A 20,548-nucleotide genomic window follows, 5' to 3' on the forward strand; every position below is an offset into this window, starting at 1 on the left:
GGCCTGCTGGGTGCTGTCGGTGAACACCACGGTGTGTTTGTTATCCTGATGGACAACGTAGTAGTACATCCCCTCTTCGGCGGCCAGCCGTTCGACAAAGGCCAGGTCACTCTCCCGGTACTGCACGCAGTATTCGCGGGTCTCATGGGACTCACTCAGGGCAAAGGCATACTCACTTATCCCCATCTCCTGGAGTAAAATCGAGATAATCTGCGGGGCATTGAGCTGCTGGAAGATGCGGCTGTTCTGGCGCAGACTGAGGCGCTTGAGGGCCGGCACCAGGGTCAGGGCATAGCGGGTGTGATGAAAGCCGGTGTCGCCCCGGGTAAAGGTGCTGACGATACCCGACCAGCGCTGCTGAGTGACACCATCCTGCCAGACGGTGAGGGTAGCTGGCTGGTCGATGAGGGTTGCCGCGTCCAGCTGGTCATTGCGGCTGGCCAGTTGCACCGTGAAGGCAAAGGGGGTGCTTAAGGCTTCCTGACCGGTAAAGGACACCACCTGCAGGCTGGGGTCAGTGAGCCCCTCAATCGTCAGGGTAAATTGTAATCCGCTGGGCTCTGCCATAATCGAACCATCCTGTGAAATGGGCATAGCTACCGCACCGCTGCTTTAGGGCCAAGCACCGGGAGAACGCGGGTATGTCGGCAATGCCATACCCGGGGCAGCTGTGTAAAACGAACGTGAAACATCCGAGCTGAGCGACACCCGCTCAGCTCGGGGTGGCGGTTAAATCCAACGCCGCCTTTAGGCTTCCATCGGCGCGCGCCAGTCATCGGAGCCGGAAGTGCCGGCAATGTCATGGGACCAGTCGATTTTGCGATAGGCCATGGAGACTTCAATGAGCTGGGTGAAATCGGATTTGGCCGGGTCCTGACAATGGGGCATCTGGGCATCGATGTTGACGATGGTGGCATCGGTCAGGGTGGTGGTGAAGAAATGTTCCTGTTTACCTTCAACCGAGGTGCGATACCAGTTCAGGGTGACGGTGGGAAGCATTTCACCGGAGGCCAGGGCGTTGTAGAGCAATGGCACGGCTTTGTTCAGCGCCACGGTGAATTTAAACGGTTTGTGGACCCGCTGGCCTGCTGGCTGACCGGATTGCGGGTCAGTGGGGACGGTGACGACGTGTTTAAATTCCTGGACCAGCATTTCATCTTCGTGGCCCTGCACGTAGATGTTGCCGACGGAATCGGCGGTGAATGCGCCGGCGGTGATATTGCCTTGAGTTTTACCTTCGATGGAAATATAACAAGGAGTTGGCATAGATGTAATCCTCTTGATTTGGTTTATTGATGAAACGATAAAAAAAGGAATCAACATCCATGCCACTTTTTTATAAATGATAAGGCATTGTTTTTAAGCATTATTTATTTTTCGTGGGGTAAGGGATTGAGCTGGTCGAGCAAGAAGTTGCCTGGAGCGAGCAAAAAGTTGCCCGGCGGGCAATTTCTTGCTCGGTCAGTTTTTAAGCAATGGCGGTCAGTGGGGGACTGTTTTGCTGATTTTTTATACTGAATGGATTCACAAAGAGCTCTTTTCAAGTTTGTAGTCGTATTTTATTTGAATCTAATTCGGTGTCAGGTAAGAGCGGGGTACTCTATTTGAATGATAAAGCTTAATTGAGTTGAGTAGCGGCCTTTAGATTGCTTCCTTACGGTATTTGTAATTGGAGAGTTCAAAATTTAAAAATACGTTGGGTGACTGGCAGAGGGGGAACTTAGCGTTGCCAGAATTGATCGATCAGCTCGCTGAGTAGCTCGCTGATATGTTCTTCCTCTTCGTCTAAATTGAGTGACCAGTGTTCGAGGTAGCGTTTGGCTTGAGCATAACTTAGACGGTGCTGGCCCAACCCATATTCGATTTCGGGCAGTTGTTTGTCATAGCGAGGAATAAGGGTCCATTGCAATGCCTGTCCTCCCAGACGATTGAATGGTTCGAGTGCGAACTGACAGAACTGTTCGACGTGCTCTACACCGTCTGGGCCGAGACAGCCGGGTTCAATGCGCATTGTCAATTGTAAAGGTGGTAAATGGTTTGCCACAGTAATCACTCTCCTTGTTCATACTAATAGTGCTCCTAGGGACTGTTGACCTTTGGTGGTTGAATTTTGTTCAAATTAAACGCATTTTGAACGCGGCGCCCCCTGCGACGCTTAATGAGTTAAGCAAGCAGGGGGCAACAAAGTTCAGGATGCGTTTAAATGAACCCCAAGGGCAGTATCTGAGAGGAATTTATCCAGCGTTAAACGTTCTTTGTGGAGAATAACTACACGGCACAGCGTTTGCCTTGCCTAAATCCCTCTCAGATTTCTGCAAAACTAATCACAAAAGGTCAACAGTCCCTAGTATAGCGGTAATCATTTGAATGTGTTGAATCCGATTGTTACCTGGAAAAATAAAAGCGGTAGGAGTTGTTATCAGAGAGATATCGGCGTTGTGTTCTGAACTGGCTCACGAATCGATAGCTGAATAAGGAAAAATGGCTTTATTTTTTGTGATATATATCACAAAAAATTGTATTTAGATCAAAAAATGCGCTAAAATACGTGACAAGGATCACATGTAAGGAGCATTTATGAGCCGTGAAACCAAAAATACATTGAAAGAGGTTGCTTTATTAGCTGCATTGTTCAGCGCGACTTCTGCGGTTGTTTTTGTTGATGTCCTGAGCTGGGTTTAATCGACAAAAAACAGATCCAATCACTACATATGACAGTGTCAGACCGAAGGGTTTGACGCTGTTTTTCAATTATAATAGAGCATTTATCTCTGCGATGAACTCGATGCTGCTGTTGAAATTTTAAACGTTTTGCATTGCGTCTATTTTCTTTTGTCCCCTTGGTCACGTTTCCTCCTTTCTTCTCTCTTGCGCACACGTTAATCTTGTACGATCACATTCATTGAATGACTTCATCTCATGTTATATTTCTATCAGAGCAATCAGCTGGATGTGCTGGCCGGTTTGATAGGCCCGTTGATGCAACAAAATCGGCTATCGAATCCATTGTCTCGCGAGCAAGTGTTGGTTCAAAGCCCGGGCATGGCACAATGGTTGAAGTTGGAGTTGGCTCGACAGTTACGGGTCAGTGCTAACATCGATTTTCCACTCCCTGCGAGCTTCATTTGGCAGATGTTTCATGTCGTGTTAGATGATGTGCCCGAACAAAGCCCCTTTAACAAACCTGCAATGACTTGGCGGCTGATGCGTATTCTTCCGCAGCAACACCATGATCCTGATTTTGCGCCACTGCTGCATTACGTTGATGATCAGGTGGACAATCAAGCGCGTAAACTCTGGCAACTCTGCGGCAAAATTGCGGATTTATTTGACCAGTATTTGGTGTATCGCCCCAACTGGATGAACCGTTGGGAAGCGGGCGATGATCTGCCGCAGGTCAGTGCAACCCAGCCATGGCAGCCGAAACTCTGGCGACTATTGGTGGATGATACTGTCGCCAAGATGGAGAGCCCTTATCATCGCGGTAATTTATTTCAGGATTTTATCGAGCGATTGACGCTTGGTACCCCAGTGAATGGTTTGCCCGAGCGGGTGTTTATCTTTGGTATATCGGCGTTACCACCGGCGTATTTAACCGCCTTGCAAGCACTGGGTCAGCATATCGATATCCATCTATTTTTGGGGAACCCCAGCCGTGAGTATTGGGGCGATGTGCGAGATGATCCGGCGCGAGCGGGTAATCCATTATTGGCTTCAATGGGAAAACTAGGGCGCGATTATCTAGAACTGTTGGCTGAAACGGACAAACAAGAGCTTGATTTAGATTTGTTTATTGAACCGGTGGGGGAAGCTCTGCTGGCGACAGTGCAGCGCGATGTTTTGTATTTAGAAAATCCCATTGACCCGATGGCTTGGCAGGACAGCCAGCACAAGCGTGTCGTCAATGCTGACGATTCCAGCATCCGTTTTATCAGTTGTCATAGTGCTCGGCGTGAATTAGAAGTACTGCACGATTCGCTGTTGGCGATGTTTGAAGCCGATCCTGAGCTGACGCCGCGAGATGTGATCGTCATGGTTGCGGATGTGAATGCTTATAGTAGCGCGATCGAAGCCGTATTTGGCTCCGTGGATGAGGCGCATTTTATTCCTTATGCGATATCGGATCGCAGTGCCCGCGACGAGAGCCCATTGCTGCAAAGTTTTATCGAGCTTCTTGGGCTACCAACGTCACGTTCTAGCGCGAGTGGTGTGCTAACACTTTTAGAAGTCCCCGCTATTGGTCGGCGGTTTGGCATCGTTCCGGAAAAGCTGCCGCAATTACGCCAGTGGGTGATTGAGTCTGGCGTCCGTTGGGGATTAGATAAAACGGACATGCAGCGGTGGTCTAATCCGGATGACAGTGAGCAAAATTCCTGGTTATTTGGCTTAAAACGGATGTTGCTGGGCTACGCTATGGCCAGTCATACACTGGTTCAAGAGGTATTACCCTATCCAGAGAGTCAGGGGCTCAGTGCGGAACTGGTGGGCGTGTTAGCTGATTTTATCGATGCCTTAATTAAACTTCGCAATGCACTGTTAGAGAAGGCTGACTATCAGCGCTGGCAGCAGCGCTTGTTGTGGATCGTCGAGACATTTTACGACTTTGATGAGCCTGATATGCTCGACCAGCAGCGTTTACAACAGCTGATCGAGCAGTTGTATGACAGTGCGCAGAGCTGCGATTATCGTGAGGATATCGATGCGATGATCATCCACGACTATGCTCGAGCGCAGTTAAGTAATGCTTCCGGTAGCCAACGCTTTTTAGCCGGGCCAGTCAATTTCTGTACACTGCTGCCGATGCGGGCGATTCCATTTAAAGTGGTCTGTCTATTAGGGATGAATGATGCTGATTATCCGCGTAATGTGCCCCATATAGGGTTTGATTTAATGGCAGAAAATCCGCCACAACGCGGGGATCGTAGTCGCCGAGAAGATGACCGTTATCTATTTTTAGAAGCTTTATTAGCCGCTCAGCAACGCCTTTACATCAGTTATGTTGGGCGAAGTGTGAACGACAATAGTCCGCTTGAGCCATCTGTTTTGGTCAGTGAGCTTCGAGATTATCTGGCGCAAAGTTGTTGTTTAAAAGACGATCAAGCGCTGGATAGTGATGCCTCTGGCGAACGCTTACTGGCTGCACTGACCACGGAGCATCCTCTGCAGCCGTTTAGTCCGAACTATTTTCGTTCTAATAGCGGCTTTTTTAGCTATCATCCCCGTTGGTTGTCGGCCGCTCGGGCGCTTGCTGGGGGGACGGATGAAAACGAGCCTTCGTTAATGGCACAAAAGTTAACGGAGTCTTTGCCTCTGGATATACCGCTAAGCTATCAGGATCTGCAACAGTTTGTGGCGGCACCCAGCGAATGGCTGTTTAAACGGCGCTTAAACATCTATTATCCGAACATTGAAGAGCAGTTGGTTGAAGCGGAAAGTTTTCACCTCGAGGGCTTGGTCCGCTATCAGTTAGACTTACAATTGCTGGAAGCGCGATTGCAAAATAAAGATTTCGAGCAAGTGAGTCACCAGTTGCGTGCTAGTGGCCATCTTCCGCATGGTGCATTCGGTTCGTTAAGTATCGAAAAGCGCTGGCAATCGCTAGACCCTTTAGTGGCTCGGTTGGGGCAGTTACCGCCATTAAGCCCAAGTCGCTGGGCGGTTCGTCTGGCGCCATTGTCTGATGCGTTCCCGGCCATTCATGGCTGGTTGACAAGTCAAAGCCCTCAGGCGCTTCTGGCCTTTCGCCCTGGTAAATTACGAGCCAAAGATAAGCTCCTGGCTTGGCTGGATTATCTCATTGCCTGTTTAAGCCAAGAGATCCCCACGCAAAACTATCTGTTGGGGATTGATGAAGCGATTCGCTTTGAACCGCTAAGCACGGAGCAGGCTGCAACGCATATCAGCGCGTGGCTCATGGCATTACAAGTGGCTTGGCAACAGCCGTTTGTGTTTCCCATCGAGGCCTTGTGGCTGTATGTGGAGCATGCTTGGGATGAGACTCAGTTGCAACTAAGTGAAGAGCGTTCGGTGCGCGATGAGGCGCTTAATCGGGCCTTGGCACATTATCAGGGGGAGTTTGGTGAAAGCGCTAATCGTTACATTGCACAGTACTTAGGTGATGATTTCACACCTTACTGGGATGATATGGAACCTTGGGTCAGGCAGTTGTTGGTGCCGATGAAAGTTTATATGACGGAGTTTGACGATGAGTGAGCGTCTCGAGCTAACTTCTTTCCCATTGACGGGCACTCGGTTAATTGAAGCGAGTGCTGGAACCGGAAAAACCTTTACCATCAGTGCGTTGGTGTTGCGATTGCTGCTCGGTGATGATCCTCAGTGTGAGCCGCTTAATATCGAGCAAATTTTGGTTGTGACGTTTACCGAAGCGGCAACGGCGGAACTTCGTGGCCGAATTCGAAGCCGTATTCATCAGGCTCGGTTGGATTTTTTGCGTGGCCACTCGGAAGACTTTCTTACGCGCCATCTAATTGAACAGACCGAGAACCATATTGCGGCAGCTGAGCGATTATTGCAGGCCGAACAGAATATGGATCAAGCCGCTGTTTTTACAATTCATGGGTTTTGTCAGCGGATGCTCAAAGAGCACGCTTTTGAAAGTGGTATTGCCTTTGAAAGCGAATTTTTAACTTCCGAATCTACTTTGCGTCTGCGAGCAGTGGAAGATTGCTGGCGAGCCCAGTTTTATCCATTGCCAAAAAGTTTAACGGCTCGCGTTATGAGTTTCTGGAGTGAGCCCAAAGCACTATTACGTTCATTGCAAAGTGTGCTTAGTCAGCCACAGTTAAAGCTTTCCGGCATCACAACAGATGTTGATCCTATCGATTGGTTTACCGAACGCCTTAAGCAAATCACACAATTTAAGTTGCGTTGGCAAACTGAATTTGAGGGGCTGTGGGAGGCGCTTGAGAGCGCCGATCTTGATAAACGCAGTTACAGTAAACGTAATCTGCCTAAATGGTTGGATGAGATCCATCAGTTTGTGAGTGAGCCCACTGAGAATGAACAATTACCGAAAAATATAGCGCGGTTCGGCTCACAATTACTAAGCGAAAAGACTAAAACCGGGCCAGCGCCTCAGCATCCATTAATTGCCGCTGTGGATCAGCTGCTTGAGGATGAAGTCGATCTGAAAGCGCTGTTGCTACAGAGTTTGATTGTGCAGATCCGTGAGCGCTTTGCGCAGCTAAAACTGCAATTACAGCAGCTTGGGTTTGATGATCTATTGACGATTTTGGCGGATGCGCTTACCCATGATACTCAGCGAGTGTTGGCGCAGCATATTCAAGGGCGTTATCCGGTTGCGATGATCGATGAGTTTCAAGATACCGACCCACAGCAATACCGGATTTTCAGCACGATTTATGCCTTTGATGAGCAGATTCGGTCGGGATTATTTTTAATTGGTGATCCTAAACAGGCCATTTATGGCTTTCGTGGCGCGGATATTTTTACCTATATGCAGGCCCGAAAACAGGTACAAGCTCATTATACATTGCCAACTAACTACCGCTCGAGTGGTGCGATGATTCATGCAGTTAATCAGCTGTTTGAATTTCACGAAAATCCCTTTATCTATCGCGATGCCATTGAGTTTATTGCGGTCGATAGTGCTGAACGGCATTCTCAAAGCCAAGGGTTATTGATTGATGGTAAGCCTACGGCTGCGTTGTCGTTTCGCTTGGCCGATAATGGGGCCGCAACGTTAAATAGTCAGGATTACCAACAGCTACAGGCGCGAGATTGCAGTGCGCAAATTCATCGCTGGTTGCACGTCGGGCAACTAGATGAAGGCAGCCAAGGCATCCGTGCCGTGCAAGCGAAAGATATTGCGGTACTGGTTCGCACGAACCGTGAAGGACAGCTTATTGCTCAGGCACTGGATAAATTGTCAATTGCCTACGTGTTAAGAGCCAATCGCGATAGCGTCTTTGCCAGTGACGAAGGTTATCAGCTCTATCTGCAAATGGCGGCCGCTTTAAATCCTAACGATGAACGGATGTTGCGTGCAGCGCTAGCGGTGCCATTGATGGGGTATGAAATTACTCAGCTTGAAGAACTGAACCTCGATGAGCTGCGCTGGCAGCAATGCGTTGATGAATATCTTAATTATCAGCGTATTTGGCAGCGGCGCGGTATTTTACCGATGCTTTATCGCTGGTTAGAACAGCGCGACATTGCTGCTCGTATTTTAACGGAGCGAGCCGGTGAGCGACAATTGACGAATCTACTGCATTTAGGTGAGCTATTGCAGAGTCAAGCTCAGCAGCTTGACTCGCCGGCGGCATTATTACGGTGGTTTGCTCAGCAATTGCTCAACCCTGAAAGCGGTGCAGATGAAACCCAGATCCGCTTGGAAAGCGATGCGAAACGAGTGCAAATTGTGACAATTCATAAGAGTAAAGGGTTGGAGTATCCAATCGTCTTGTTACCCTTTATGCTCAGTTATCGTAGCGCCAAAGAGGCTATTTACCATGCCAATGGCACATTGACCTATGCTCTGGATGGGAATGATGAAGCCAAGCAAAGTGCCGACCAAGAGCGGCTAGCCGAAGATCTACGCTTACTTTATGTGGCACTGACTCGCGCGAAATATCATTGTAGTGTCGGGGTCGGTGCGTTGAGTGCCAGAGCTAATAAAAAAGGCACCACGAGTATCGAGAATAGTGCCCTAGGATTTATTTTGCAGCATGGCGAACAAGGCACTAAAGCTTCATTAGTGGCAGCACTCGATGCTTTATCACAAGGCAGTGAAGATATTGATTATGAGGCAGCGATTGACCATTGGCCTGAGCCTTTTAGCGAAGCTTATGAAGCGACAGATGAACTTATGGCACGGCCTTTGAACCGTCAGGTTCGCTCTGATTGGTGGTTGACTAGCTACTCGGCACTATCATCGCATCATGGTCAATGGGATGCTTCGACAGAACTAGCCTGGTTAGATAAAACCGTGGTTGAGGATGATGAGCACGTACCCGAGGATATTCTGGATGTCTTTCACTTTGCGCGGGGACCGCAGGCTGGGACGTTTTTGCATAGTGTTTTTGAGCTGATTGATTTTCAAGCCACTGATGAAGCGGTTGAACAACTATTGCTGCCACTGATGGCGCGTGCCGGTTACGATGAAAAATGGTTGGACGTCATCAAGCGGTTGCGAGCTAATGTGTTGCATGCGCCACTGAATGATGACGGGACGCAGCGCCCCTTTTCCTTAGGGCAAGTAGAGGCTTCGCAGCGTCTGGCAGAAATGGAATTTGTCATGCCGCTGGGCCAATTACAGGCGCGGCAACTTAATCAGACGCTCAGCCGTTATGATGCGCTTAGCCAGCAAGCGCAGCCCCTGCGTTTTGAACAAATTCAAGGGATGCTCAAAGGGTTTATTGATTTGGTTTTTTGTGTGGAAGGGCGTTATTACGTGCTGGACTATAAATCAAATTATTTAGGCGATAGTGCCAGTGATTATAATCGTACGGCGATGGAGCAGGCGATGATTGAACATCGCTATGATTTTCAGTATCAAATCTATGCGCTGGCGCTGCACCGATTTTTAACCCAGCGTATTGAAAACTATACCTATCAGCACCATTTCGGTGGAGTTTATTATATCTTTATGCGCGGTGTTGTGGCTCAGGCCAGTGAGCAAACTGGCGTTTATTTCGCAAGACCAACTGAGGCGTTTCTGGACGCTCTGGATGCGCTATTTCAAGGAGAGAGCGCATGAGTGATTGGCAGCAGCTATTAACTCGACTGCGTGAAGAGGCGCAGTTGCGCTCATTGGATTGGCACTTTGCCAGATTCATGCAAAGTTTGGGGGCCGAACCTGAGGTTGCTTTAGCCGCAGCGCTGACCAGCAAGGCTTTAAGCCGGGGAGATAGTTGCCTCCCTCTTGAAATGTTATGTTCCGAGCTGGAAAGCTACGGTGTTCATACGCAGCAACCGGAGTGGGTGCGCTGGCTTAATGACAGTGCACTGGTTGGTGAAGATCAGCCACTGGTCTTTGATTTGCAGCGATTGTATTTAAACCGTTACTGGCAATACGAGTGTCAGTTAGCTCAGCGTTTAGCGGTTGCTCCGATGTCTAAAGGCTTTGCGCCGGCAAAGGTGAAGCCGATTTTAACGCGTCTTTTTGGCCCTATGGCAGCCCAGACTGATTGGCAACGAGTGGCGGCTGCACAGGCTTGCCAGCGGCAGTTGTTGGTGATTAGTGGGGGGCCAGGGACGGGTAAAACCACCACGGTGACTCGCCTTTTAGCGTTAGTCCAAGAATTGGCGCTCAAGGCGCAAGGACGTCCGCTTGAGGTTGCCCTAGTAGCTCCGACGGGGAAAGCTGCGGCGCGCTTAAGTGAGTCGATAGCTGAAGCCCGATTGAAGTTGACTTCAAGTGCTGCTGAAGTGATTGCAGCGATTCCCTCCCAGACCAGTACTATTCATCGTTTGCTCGGTGTGATCCCCGGACGTAGTCAGTTTGTCCATCATGCTCAGAACCCATTACTGGTTGATTTACTGGTTGTCGATGAGGCTTCGATGATCGATTTGTCGCTGATGACCCATCTTTTTGATGCCCTAAGCCCAGAGACTAAGGTGATTTTACTTGGCGATCGCGACCAACTGGCCTCGGTTGAGGCCGGCTCGGTGCTGGCTGATATCTGTGAATTTATCGATGTCGGGCAAAGTCATTCATTGGTTGAGTATTTAAATCGCTGCGGTGGTGCAACGCTTGATGCCAGTTCTCAAACTTTGCCTGTTGTGGCGGATAATCTGGTGATGCTGCGCAAAAGCTATCGCTTTAATGATCGCTCGGGGATTGGTCAGCTTTCGCACTCAGTGAATCGAGGCGATAGTGAACGAGCAATGCGTTATCTTAATGATCCCCATTTTAGTGATATTGACTGGCGTCCGTTAAGTGAGCAGAGCTATCGCTATTTGTTAGAACGCTGTGTTCAGGCAAATTCAGCCTATTTAAAGATGTTGCATGATGAACAGCCACTTAAAAATGTTTTTCAGGCATTCCACCAGTTTCAGTTACTGGTGGCCCTGCGCCAAGGCGACTTTGGTGTAGAAGGTCTGAATCAACGTATACAACGCCAGTTGTTTTTACAACAGCTATTAGAGCAAGCCTCTGGCTGGTGTCCTGGTATCCCGGTGATGGTGCAGGCCAATGATCATGTTCAGCAGTTATATAATGGTGATATTGGCATTTTTGCCAAAAACTCCGATGGGACGTTGATGGTTGCATTTGAAAGTGCTGAGCAAGAGGGGGGGATCCGCTGGATTTTGCCGGCACGTTTGCCCGAACATGAAATCGCGTTTGCGATGACGGTGCATAAAAGTCAGGGCAGTGAATTTGCAGAAGTTCTGATGTTATTGCCTGCGCGAGGTTCGGCTAATCCAACTCGAGAACTTTTATACACGGGGATCACTCGGGCTCGCAACCACTTTTCGCTGATTGCCGATGAGCAAAGTTTAAAACGGGCCTGTGCGCATCGTACTCGACGGCGTTCTGGATTAACCCAACGTTTAGCGGCGATCACTGAAGCTTAGTGGCGTTCATTTCCAGAGTCATGATCCGCCAATGACGCTAGCCATCCATGAGGTGGGTTTGTCATAGTTAGTCAATACAAAATAGTGGGCTAAACCGCGTGTTAGATTCTGCAAAAAGGAAACCGAAATGATTCGTTACCTGCTGGTGGTTGTATTGTGGGGGCTCAGTTGTCATCCGCTATGGGCTGATTCGTTGCTCTCTCAGAGGGCCGGTTCGCAATTTAGCTATACACAATTGATTGCCCAGGCCAAGAGGCTTAGTGCCAAACCTTATAAAGAGCCAGAAAATAAATACAGTAACATTATTCATGCCATTGATTATGAAGCATTGTTACATGTGAAATATAAAGCGGATAAGACGGTTTATGTTGGCAAAATGCCAATTCAGTTCTATCCGTTGGGACGGTTATTTCCTCGCCCTGTACATATTGCTCAGCTCAAAGATGGCAAAGTTTACCCATTTGCGTACCAGCGGGACAATTTTACGATGCCGAAAGATAGTCCACTGGCGAAGTTGCCAAAAGATATTGGCTATGCCGGATTTTCGGTGATGGAGCCCGATCTGTCCCATTTCTGGGGGAGTTTTTTAGGGGCCTCTTATTTTCGAATGCGTGGGAATCTCAAGCAGGAAGGTCTATCGGCTCGTGCATTAGCGATCAATTCAGGGATCGTCGGAGTTAAAGAACAATTTCCTTATTTTACCCATTTCTGGCTAGAGGCTGATCCCAAACGGCCGAATGAGTTAATTGTTTATGCATTGCTTGAGTCTAAAAGTGTCACTGGGGCCTATCAATTGACGCTCAATAACAGTGCAAAAAAAGGGCAGACGGTGACGGTTGATAGCCATCTCTTCTTTCGCCATCGAGTTAAGCAAGTTGGTATTGCGCCGCTGTCGAGTATGTATTGGTATTCACAAAGCAATCGCAATACGGTATTTGATTGGCGAGGTGAAGTGCATGACTCCGATGGTTTAGCGATGGAAACACATAACCATCAGTTTATTTGGCGGCCTTTGAACAATCCGCATCATCCCTATAATCATACATTTGCGTTGCAAAATGTCGCAGGGTTTGGCTTGATGCAGCGGGATCGCAACTTTGATCATTATCAGGACGGATTGGTGTTTTATGAGCGCCGTCCTTCGGTGTGGATCACACCTTTAGAGCATACGTTTGCCAATGGTCATGTGCATTTAGTGGAGTTGCCAACCACCCGAGAGTCGAATGATAACATTGTCCTTTACTATAAACCTGCACAAGCGATCATCCCGGGACAGGATCTGCATTTTAAATATCGAATGCTCTGGAATAATGCTCCGTTGCCGCAGACTTCTCTTAGGTTTGCCAAAGTCGTTGCCACTCGTATCGGTCAGGGTGGGTTAGCTGGCATGAAACCACACGGTGGGCCTATCAAGGTGGTGATTGACTTTAAAGGGGGCGCGCTTAAGCAGCTCACACCTAAGCAGTTAGAGCATGTGCACGTCCATACGGAATTTGCCCACTCAAAACCTGAACATGTCGAAACCAAAGTGCTGGCCAACGGTATATTGCGCGTAAAATTTGATATTGATGCCGATAAACCTAATCTGGGTCAAGTGGCGCTATATTATGACGGCAAGCTTATTTCTGAGCGTTGGTCGGATCGGTTATATACCCCGTTATTTAACCGCTCGCACCGTTAAAGCAGTGTGCCGGGCGCTATGCTTTAAGTTTAACTATGCCAGATAACTCTGGCATAGTTAAGTTGTACTATTTGAGATACTTGAACCAGTCCAGATGTGGACCTTTTGGAATAATTTGGGTTGGGTTGAGCGCTTTAATCGAGTAATAACCTGTTTTGATATGCTCAATGTTGGTGTTTTTGGCAAAAGCATCGATTTGGATGAGGTCGTGAAAATAGCGATTTAAATGGGTAAAATCGCTAATCTGTTGGCGATTGGCTTTAAAAATCCCATAGTAGGCTACATCAAACCGAGCTAAGGTGACAAAGAGTCGAATATCGCTTTCGGTAAGTTGTTCACCCAATAGATAGCGCTGGTGAGCTAAGCGCTCCTCAAGTTCATCTAGCATCGAAAAAATATTCGCATAGGCTTCATCGTAAGCCGTTTGTGATTGAGCAAAACCGGCCTGATAAACCCCATTATTTAATTTGCGATAAATGCGCTCATCCAGCGTATCCATCTCTGCCACTAATGATTGTGGACGTAACTGAAAAGGATGTTGGTGTAGCTCGCGCAGGTCGTCATTGAGAATTTTTAATAAATCTGCAGATTCATTATTGACGATGCAACGGTTCTCGTTATCCCAAAGCACTGGTACGGTAGCGCGACCGGTAAAGCTCGGATCGCTTAGGGTATAGAGCTCATGCATATAATGAAACTCTACCTCGTCTTTGGGGGTTGCGCCCGGAAAGTCAGTAAATTGCCAGCCATAGTCGGTCAGCGCTGGGGCGACAATTTTAACAGGTAGATACTCTTCTAGACCAAAGAGTGAGCGAGCGATCAAGACTCGGGTGGCCCATGGACAAATTAACGCGACGTATAAGGTATAGGGGCGCTCGCCATTTTTAAGCCGGAGGACAGATGTTGCATCGAGTCGTTGTCGAAAGCTGCTCGTTTGACGAATAAAGCGACCCTCTTTGTCTTGTTTTTGGACTGGATCCCATTTTTTCTGCCACTGGCCATTGATTAACATACGCTACCCATCTTTTTTTAGTGGTATAAATTTTATGCTTTTTAGAGTAATAGCCATGGCACGCTTAAACAATTTGTGCTTTTATTGAAATAATGTTCAAAAATATTTAACAGTCATGGATAAACTTAATTTAATGAACAGCTTTGTACATGTTGCAGAGCTGCACTCGTACACTGCTGCTGCGGCTAAGTTAAATAAGACGAAAGCCTTGATGAGTACCCATGTGCGTCAGCTTGAAGAGGCTCTTGATGTGCGACTGATCTCACGCTCGACTCGTGGTTTTAACCTCACTGATGCTGGGCGACGTTATTATCAACAGGCCCGCCAGATCCTCGATGAAATTAGTGAAATGGAGGTCGGTTTACGCGAGGGTGAGCAACAGATGGCCGGGCGTTTACGGGTGTCGGTTCCCAATACGTTTGGTGAACAGGTGATGATGGGCTTCATTGGTGAATTTGTGGCCCGCTATCCGAAGATTAACATTGAAGTGTTGCTCAGTGATCAATACGTTGATTTGGTGGGGCAAGGGTTTGACTTGGCCATTCGGATTGGCAATTTAAAAGACTCGACGATGATCGCCCGAGAGCTGGGGAACAGTCGCTCTTTGTTAGTTGCTTCACCCAAGATGATTGATGGTTTTAGTATTGAGCATCCGGATGATTTAACTGGTTTCCCAATGGTATTTGATAGTAACTTAAAAAGTGAACGGCAGCGGTGGGTTGGGCGTTTCAATGGTCAGCAGTACTTGCTTGATTTAAAACCTGTGGTTTATGTGAACAGTGCTCGAGCCAGTGCTGAATTAGCCAGCCGCAATATCGGGGTCGCTCTGTGCCCAATGTTTGCGGCTAAACCTTTTTTCGATACCCATGAGTTAGTGCCGCTTCTACAAGACTATGATTTTGGCGATGTGCCTATCAATGCCGTATACCCTAATCGTCAACAGCTATCCGTTCGGGCGCGCTACTTCATTGATGAATTTAGTCGTTATCTTGAGCACTGGGGATCATTTTCTTCTTTGAGAGATGAGCCTATTGCGCCCTCATCCTGAGATGCCTTCTCATTAGCTTTCCAAAAAAGCCATCAGCGCAACTTAAGGGGATTGTTATAAAGTTGCAAGGATGGTTTTTATCGCTTGGGTGAGTGATGTTAATTGGTCAGCTCTGATGATGTATGCCGGCATAATATAGATAAGCTTGCCAAAAGGTCGGATCCACACCCCTTGTTCGACAAATTGCTTTTGTATCGTCGCCAGTTCAACCCGCTTCATGAGCTCAATTACTCCTATTGCGCCGATTACTCGGACATCTGCGACGACTTTAAGTTGCAGCATGGGCAACAGCTCTTGTTTGAGTTGAGATTCGATGGCTAAGACGTGTTGTTGCCAATTCATCGATAGTAGTTTACGAGTACTGGCTAATGCGATGGCGCAAGCTAATGGATTTCCCATAAAAGTTGGGCCATGCATAAATACACCGGCAGGACTTTGATCGACGGTGTGGGCAACTTGCTCAGTGGTTAATACAGCTGATTGTGTTAAGTAGCCTCCGGTAAGCGCCTTGCCTATACACAAAATATCCGGACTTATCTGTGCGTGTTCGCAGGCAAATAAACGACCGGTCCGGCCGAATCCGGTTGCAATTTCATCGGCAATTAGTAGTAATCCATACTGATCGCAAATTTCTCGAACACCTTTTAGATACGCCGGATGATAGATGCGCATGCCGCCAGCTCCTTGCACAATCGGTTCTAAAATAATGGCAGCTATCTCTTGGTGATGTTGCTCAACGATTGTTTGCAGCGAGGCTAAATCTGAATCTTGCCAACATTGACCGAAGCCTATTTGCGGTGGTTTCGCAAAGTATTGTTGGTTGATAAACCCTTGATACATTGAATGCATGCTGGTGGCCGGATCGGTGACTGACATCGCTGCAAAAGTGTCTCCATGATAGCCCCGTCCAATGGTGGCAAACTTCGTTCGCTTTTCTCCTCGGCCTTGCCAATACTGAATCGCCATTTTTAGCGCGACTTCAACGGCAACTGAGCCTGAATCAGCGAGAAAGATCTTTTCAAGTCCGGCAGGGGTTATCTGAACCAACAACTGACATAACTGCACGGCAGGTTCATGAGTAATACCGCCGAACATGACATGTGACATTTTAGACAACTGCGTGGAAGCGGCTTGATTGAGTTCGGGCACATTATACCCATGGATGGCTGACCACCAAGAGGACATCCCATCGATAAGCTTTTGTCCATTTTCAAGATAAAGATAAACACCTTGGGCATGATCGACGAGATAACAGGGCAGCGGGTTGCTCATCGCAGTATAAGGATGCCATATCATTTGACGATCGAGTTCAATTAGTGAGTTCATTATTTAATCTATAGTAAAGTTATATTTATCATTAAGTTGACAGATTACATTTTCGCTCTAAACTATTCCATTAATTTTCAATATTCCTTCAAGCAAGTGAAGCCAATGTCAAATTTGATCCGTCATGACTGGACATTAGAGCAAGTGAACCAGCTCTTTGAATTACCGTTTAATGATCTTCTGTTTAAAGCACAAAGTATTCATCGACAGTTTTTCGATCCCAACGAAGTTCAAATTTCAACATTGCTTTCGATTAAAACGGGGGCTTGTCCTGAAGATTGTAAATACTGTCCGCAAAGTGCGCGCTATGACACCGGGCTTGAAGCTGAGCGACTGATGGAAGTTGAACATGTGATCCGTGAAGCGGAAAAAGCCAAAGCCAACGGCTCGACTCGCTTTTGCATGGGGGCCGCTTGGAAAAATCCCAAAGAGCGCGATATGCCATATCTGCGCAAAATGGTTGCAGGGGTCAAAGCCTTGGGCATGGAAACTTGTATGACGTTGGGCATGTTGAATCAACATCAAGCTGATGAATTAGCTCAGGTGGGGCTTGATTATTACAACCATAATCTCGATACATCGCGAGAGTTTTATCAGCACATTATCACCACGCGAAGTTATGATGATCGCCTGAACACACTTGAATATGTGCGTAACGCAGGAATGAAAATTTGCTCTGGTGGCATTATGGGGTTGGGGGAAAGTGCCTCGGATCGCAGTGGCTTGCTTATGCAATTAGCGAATTTACCGACACATCCACAAAGTGTCCCCATCAACATGTTGGTGAAAGTGAAAGGGACGCCTCTTGAAAATGTGGACGATCTCGATCACTTTGATTTTATCCGCTGCATTGGTGTCGCCCGCATCATGATGCCGCAGTCGCATGTGCGTTTGTCAGCTGGTCGTGAGTCGATGAATGAGCAGACTCAAGCTCTGTGCTTTATGGCGGGTGCCAATTCTATTTTCTATGGCTGTAAATTACTGACGACCCCAAATCCGGAGGAAAGCAGTGATATGAAATTACTGCGTAAATTGGGAATGCGGCCCGAGTCGGTGGCCGTTGAGCTTGGGGATCAGGAACAAGAAACGCAGTTGTATCGCGAAGTGACCAAGCAAGGGAATGAGTCTGATCTGTTTTATGATGCCTCTTTGTAATGGTTCATTTTGCAAATCAGTTGCACAAGCTGGCTGAGCGCCGCGCTAGTGCCTTACATCGCAAGCTCTCCATCAATGATGCCCACCGCAGTGGGGAATGTGTCATCAATAATCGCAGCTATCTCAATTTTTCCAGTAATGATTATCTAGGCTTGGCACATCATCCCGAGGTGATTCAAGCATATCAGCGAGGCGCTTCTGAATACGGTGTGGGTTCTGGAAGCTCGCCGTTAATAACGGGGTATCAGCGCCCCCACCATCAGTTGGCTGAACAATTAAGCGATTGGCTTGGCTGTGAACAAGTGATGCTTTTGAGCAGTGGTTTTAGTGCCAATCAATTAGTGTTGAAGACCCTATTAGCGCAAGGTGATTTGCTGCTGCAAGATAAGCTTAATCATGCGTCATTGATTGACGCGGGGTTATCTAGCGCTGCGACCATGCGCCGCTTTTTGCATAATCAGCCGAGTGCTGTAGCCAAGTTCCTGCAGCGCGCTACTGCCGAGAATCGGCTGGTGGTGACCGAAGGCGTTTTTAGTATGGATGGCGATCAAGCGCCTCTGGAGGCAATTGCTTCGCTTTGTCAGCAGCATAATGCGTGGTTGATGGTCGACGATGCGCATGGCGTCGGCGTGCTTGGTGAGCAAGGCCGAGGGAGTTGTGCATTAGCGGGGATTTGCCCTGAGATCTTGATGGCCACTTTTGGTAAAGCGTTTGGTGTGGGTGGGGCGATGGTTGGTGGTAGCCGTGAACTGATTGATTTGTTCACCAATTTTGGCCGCGAATATATCTATTCAACGGCCATGCCTGCCGCACAGGCATGTGCCATTCAGGCGTCACTGGCACTCATTCGCCAAGGTGAATATCAGATTCGTTTAACTAATAATATTCAACTTGTTAAGTCACTTCTGGCTTCGACGTCGTGGTCATTGATGCCATCATCGACAGCCATTCAGCCAGTATGGGTTGGCAGTAGTAAGACTGCTTTAGCTCTGTCACGAAAGCTTCGCGAAAAAGGGATCTGGGTGAGTGCGATTCGACCGCCGAGTGTGGCTCCCGGTCAAGCTCGGTTACGAATGACGATCACTGCGGCTCATCAAGAGCGGGATATTCAACGTTTAGCGGCAACTTTGGCTGAATTAGAACCTTATTTTCTGCCCGGAACTGCGTTCAATGAACACTAAAACGGCCATCGCCGAGTGTTTTGGCCGAGCGGCCCATCAGTACGATCTGTTTGCTTCGTTGCAGCGTCAGTCGGGTGAAAAATTATGGCTCCTTCGAGCCCCTGAGATATCGGTGCATCGAGCTCTCGATCTGGGCTGCGGCAGCGGTTATTTTTTATCTAAATTGGCCAAGGTCAGTGATCATTTAATCGGGCTCGATTTAAGCCGTGCCATGCTCGGCCAAAGCCGTCAGCGCGATGTTGGGGTCGACTTAGTTCAAGGGGATGCTGAAAATTTGCCGCTGGCTACGCAAAGTTGTGATCTGGTTTTTTCCAATCTGGCGTTGCAGTGGTGCGAGCATTTAGCACCAGCTTTAGCGCAATGTTGGCGCGTTTTAATGCCCGGTGGTTATTGTTTGTGGAGCTCTCTGGTAAAAGGAACGCTCTATGAACTTCAGCAAAGTTTTCAAGTGGTGGATAACGCCGCTCATATTCGTTCTTTTTTAACTGTAGAGCAAGTGCATAACCAAGTGCAGCAAAGTGCCCACTGGCATTCGATAAAGCTCTACTGCGAGCCAATGGTGCTTTTCTACTCGAATATTCGCCAGTTATTACGCGAATTAAAAGGGTTTGGGGCAAATCATCTTGAGCATCGCCGTCGTGGATTAATGACCCCTGCGCAGCTGAAAACGCTCGACCGCTACTACCGCGCTCATTTTGCCAACGATGACCAACTTCCTGCCACCTATCAAATCATCTACGGAGTCTTAGTCAAATGAGTCAAGCACATTATCCTATCGTTTTTGTAACTGGTACCGATACTGAGGTCGGTAAAACTGTGGTGAGTTGTACCTTGTTGGCGGCATTGAACAATCATGGTTGCTTAGCCGATGGATTCAAGCCAGTCGCATCCGGTGCGACATATCAAGATGGTATGTGGACCAATGAAGATGGCCTAGCATTACAAAAATACAGTGGTCGTTCATTACCCTATGATTGGGTGAATCCGAACACCTATGAACCAGCGATTGCTCCGCATATTGCGGCGGTGCAAGCGGGTAGCCCGATTGAGACGGCACGTTTGGATCAGCAATTGGCTCGTTTGCGCGAAGGCGCAGAGCTTGTCTTGATTGAAGGGGCGGGTGGTTGGCAAGTCCCTCTCAATGAGCACGCTCGCTTTTGCGATTGGGTGAGTGGACATAGCTGGCCGGTGATAGTGGTGGTTGGGATTCGGTTGGGCTGTATTAACCATGCATTGTTGACCATCGAATCAATCGCTCATCGTGGTTGTGAGGTTGTCGGTTGGGTCGCCAACCATGTGCAACCTAAAACCGAGGTGTTGGCTGCCAATGTTGCTTACCTCAAGGCTAATATCGAGGCCCCTTTACTCGGCCTAATCGATTATCAAAAAGCAACGCTAGATCCTGCTGGTTTAGCCACCGAACTTAATGTCACTTCATTACTGTAGAGGCGGTATGGAGATTTAACGGGATGTGACTTGCAAGTTATAGCCTCAATGAGCCCGTTGATGTGAAAGATATGAGCAACGGCCCGAAGTTGTTGTTCAAAGCCATATCTGCCTTTTGTATCTCGCTTATAGGGGCTCGT

At 48.0% G+C, this 20,548-nt stretch carries 14 protein-coding genes; 9 read left to right on the plus strand and 5 right to left on the minus strand.

The features are described from left to right. From tssI to EV690_RS06335, 3 genes are all read right to left on the minus strand, one after another. A partial coding sequence (gene tssI, locus EV690_RS06325; protein ID WP_131912169.1) for a type VI secretion system tip protein TssI/VgrG occupies positions 1-567 on the minus strand: 567 nt, incomplete at its 3' end. Positions 568-747: 180 nt separating this feature from the next. Continuing rightward, on the minus strand, positions 748-1,266 hold the full coding sequence (locus EV690_RS06330; RefSeq protein ID WP_131911373.1) for an Hcp family type VI secretion system effector: 519 nt from the start codon (positions 1,264-1,266) through the stop codon (positions 748-750). 454 nt (positions 1,267-1,720) lie between these two features. Beyond that, a complete protein-coding gene (locus EV690_RS06335; RefSeq protein WP_224054943.1) occupies positions 1,721-2,044 on the minus strand; it encodes a hypothetical protein in 324 nt (107 codons plus the stop codon). 875 nt (positions 2,045-2,919) lie between these two features. Here EV690_RS06335 and recC point away from each other — a divergent pair. The 4 genes from recC to EV690_RS06355 all read left to right on the plus strand — a co-directional run bounded on the left by recC (position 2,920) and on the right by EV690_RS06355 (position 13,240). After that, positions 2,920-6,213: an exodeoxyribonuclease V subunit gamma gene (recC, locus tag EV690_RS06340; protein ID WP_131912170.1), complete on the plus strand. Its 3,294-nt coding sequence runs from the start codon at positions 2,920-2,922 to the stop codon at positions 6,211-6,213. Beyond that, positions 6,206-9,739 (plus strand): exodeoxyribonuclease V subunit beta, encoded by a 3,534-nt coding sequence (gene recB, locus EV690_RS06345; RefSeq protein WP_131912171.1) that lies wholly within the window; start codon positions 6,206-6,208, stop codon positions 9,737-9,739. Before recC ends, recB begins: the two co-directional genes overlap by 8 nt. Next, the gene (gene recD, locus EV690_RS06350; RefSeq protein WP_131912172.1) at positions 9,736-11,559 is read left to right on the plus strand and encodes an exodeoxyribonuclease V subunit alpha; all 1,824 of its coding nucleotides are present in this window, start codon (positions 9,736-9,738) and stop codon (positions 11,557-11,559) included. Before recB ends, recD begins: the two co-directional genes overlap by 4 nt. 127 nt (positions 11,560-11,686) lie before the next feature. Further along, a complete protein-coding gene (locus EV690_RS06355; protein ID WP_131912173.1) occupies positions 11,687-13,240 on the plus strand; it encodes an OpgD/OpgG family glucan biosynthesis protein in 1,554 nt (517 codons plus the stop codon). A 67-nt stretch (positions 13,241-13,307) separates the two neighbouring features. Here EV690_RS06355 and EV690_RS06360 read toward each other — a convergent pair whose 3' ends face one another. Continuing rightward, positions 13,308-14,252 carry a glutathione S-transferase family protein gene (locus tag EV690_RS06360; protein ID WP_131912174.1) on the minus strand — a complete coding sequence of 315 codons (945 nt, stop codon included), beginning with the start codon at positions 14,250-14,252 and terminating at the stop codon, positions 13,308-13,310. A 133-nt stretch (positions 14,253-14,385) separates the two neighbouring features. On the opposite strand from EV690_RS06360, the gene EV690_RS06365 reads away from it, so the two are divergent. After that, positions 14,386-15,300 carry a LysR family transcriptional regulator gene (locus EV690_RS06365; RefSeq protein ID WP_165872683.1) on the plus strand — a complete coding sequence of 305 codons (915 nt, stop codon included), beginning with the start codon at positions 14,386-14,388 and terminating at the stop codon, positions 15,298-15,300. A 54-nt stretch (positions 15,301-15,354) separates the two neighbouring features. On the opposite strand, the gene bioA is transcribed toward EV690_RS06365, so the two are convergent. Then, positions 15,355-16,626, minus strand: coding sequence for an adenosylmethionine--8-amino-7-oxononanoate transaminase (gene bioA, locus EV690_RS06370; RefSeq protein ID WP_131912176.1), 1,272 nt, complete (start codon positions 16,624-16,626; stop codon positions 15,355-15,357). Positions 16,627-16,731: 105 nt separating this feature from the next. Here bioA and bioB point away from each other — a divergent pair, with 105 nt between their 5' ends. The 4 genes from bioB to bioD are packed head-to-tail and all read left to right on the plus strand — an operon-like array spanning position 16,732 to position 20,408. After that, positions 16,732-17,781, plus strand: coding sequence for a biotin synthase BioB (bioB, locus tag EV690_RS06375; RefSeq protein ID WP_131912177.1), 1,050 nt, complete (start codon positions 16,732-16,734; stop codon positions 17,779-17,781). Continuing rightward, positions 17,781-18,962, plus strand: coding sequence for an 8-amino-7-oxononanoate synthase (bioF, locus tag EV690_RS06380; protein WP_131912178.1), 1,182 nt, complete (start codon positions 17,781-17,783; stop codon positions 18,960-18,962). The genes bioB and bioF overlap by 1 nt, the downstream gene beginning before the upstream one ends. After that, positions 18,952-19,719, plus strand: a complete 768-nt coding sequence (bioC, locus tag EV690_RS06385) for a malonyl-ACP O-methyltransferase BioC (protein ID WP_131912179.1) — start codon at positions 18,952-18,954, stop codon at positions 19,717-19,719. Before bioF ends, bioC begins: the two co-directional genes overlap by 11 nt. Further along, on the plus strand, positions 19,716-20,408 hold the full coding sequence (bioD, locus tag EV690_RS06390; RefSeq protein WP_131912180.1) for a dethiobiotin synthase: 693 nt from the start codon (positions 19,716-19,718) through the stop codon (positions 20,406-20,408). The genes bioC and bioD overlap by 4 nt, the downstream gene beginning before the upstream one ends. Positions 20,409-20,548 lie beyond the last annotated feature (140 nt).

Source organism: Celerinatantimonas diazotrophica (assembly GCF_004339545.1).
GTDB classification, from domain to species: Bacteria; Pseudomonadota; Gammaproteobacteria; order Enterobacterales; family Celerinatantimonadaceae; genus Celerinatantimonas; species Celerinatantimonas diazotrophica.

Excerpts from the sequence above, each read along its gene's own strand:
- EV690_RS06330 (WP_131911373.1), bottom strand. The coding sequence starts at position 1,266 with ATGCCAACTCCTTGTTATATTTCCATCGAAGGTAAAACTCAAGGCAAT.
- bioC (WP_131912179.1), top strand. The coding sequence starts at position 18,952 with ATGAACACTAAAACGGCCATCGCCGAGTGTTTTGGCCGAGCGGCCCAT.
- EV690_RS06360 (WP_131912174.1), bottom strand. The coding sequence starts at position 14,252 with ATGTTAATCAATGGCCAGTGGCAGAAAAAATGGGATCCAGTCCAAAAA.
- bioF (WP_131912178.1), top strand. The coding sequence starts at position 17,781 with ATGGTTCATTTTGCAAATCAGTTGCACAAGCTGGCTGAGCGCCGCGCT.
- EV690_RS06365 (WP_165872683.1), top strand. The coding sequence starts at position 14,386 with ATGAACAGCTTTGTACATGTTGCAGAGCTGCACTCGTACACTGCTGCT.
- recD (WP_131912172.1), top strand. The coding sequence starts at position 9,736 with ATGAGTGATTGGCAGCAGCTATTAACTCGACTGCGTGAAGAGGCGCAG.
- recC (WP_131912170.1), top strand. The coding sequence starts at position 2,920 with ATGTTATATTTCTATCAGAGCAATCAGCTGGATGTGCTGGCCGGTTTG.
- EV690_RS06355 (WP_131912173.1), top strand. The coding sequence starts at position 11,687 with ATGATTCGTTACCTGCTGGTGGTTGTATTGTGGGGGCTCAGTTGTCAT.
- bioB (WP_131912177.1), top strand. The coding sequence starts at position 16,732 with ATGTCAAATTTGATCCGTCATGACTGGACATTAGAGCAAGTGAACCAG.
- recB (WP_131912171.1), top strand. The coding sequence starts at position 6,206 with ATGAGTGAGCGTCTCGAGCTAACTTCTTTCCCATTGACGGGCACTCGG.
- bioD (WP_131912180.1), top strand. The coding sequence starts at position 19,716 with ATGAGTCAAGCACATTATCCTATCGTTTTTGTAACTGGTACCGATACT.
- bioA (WP_131912176.1), bottom strand. The coding sequence starts at position 16,626 with ATGAACTCACTAATTGAACTCGATCGTCAAATGATATGGCATCCTTAT.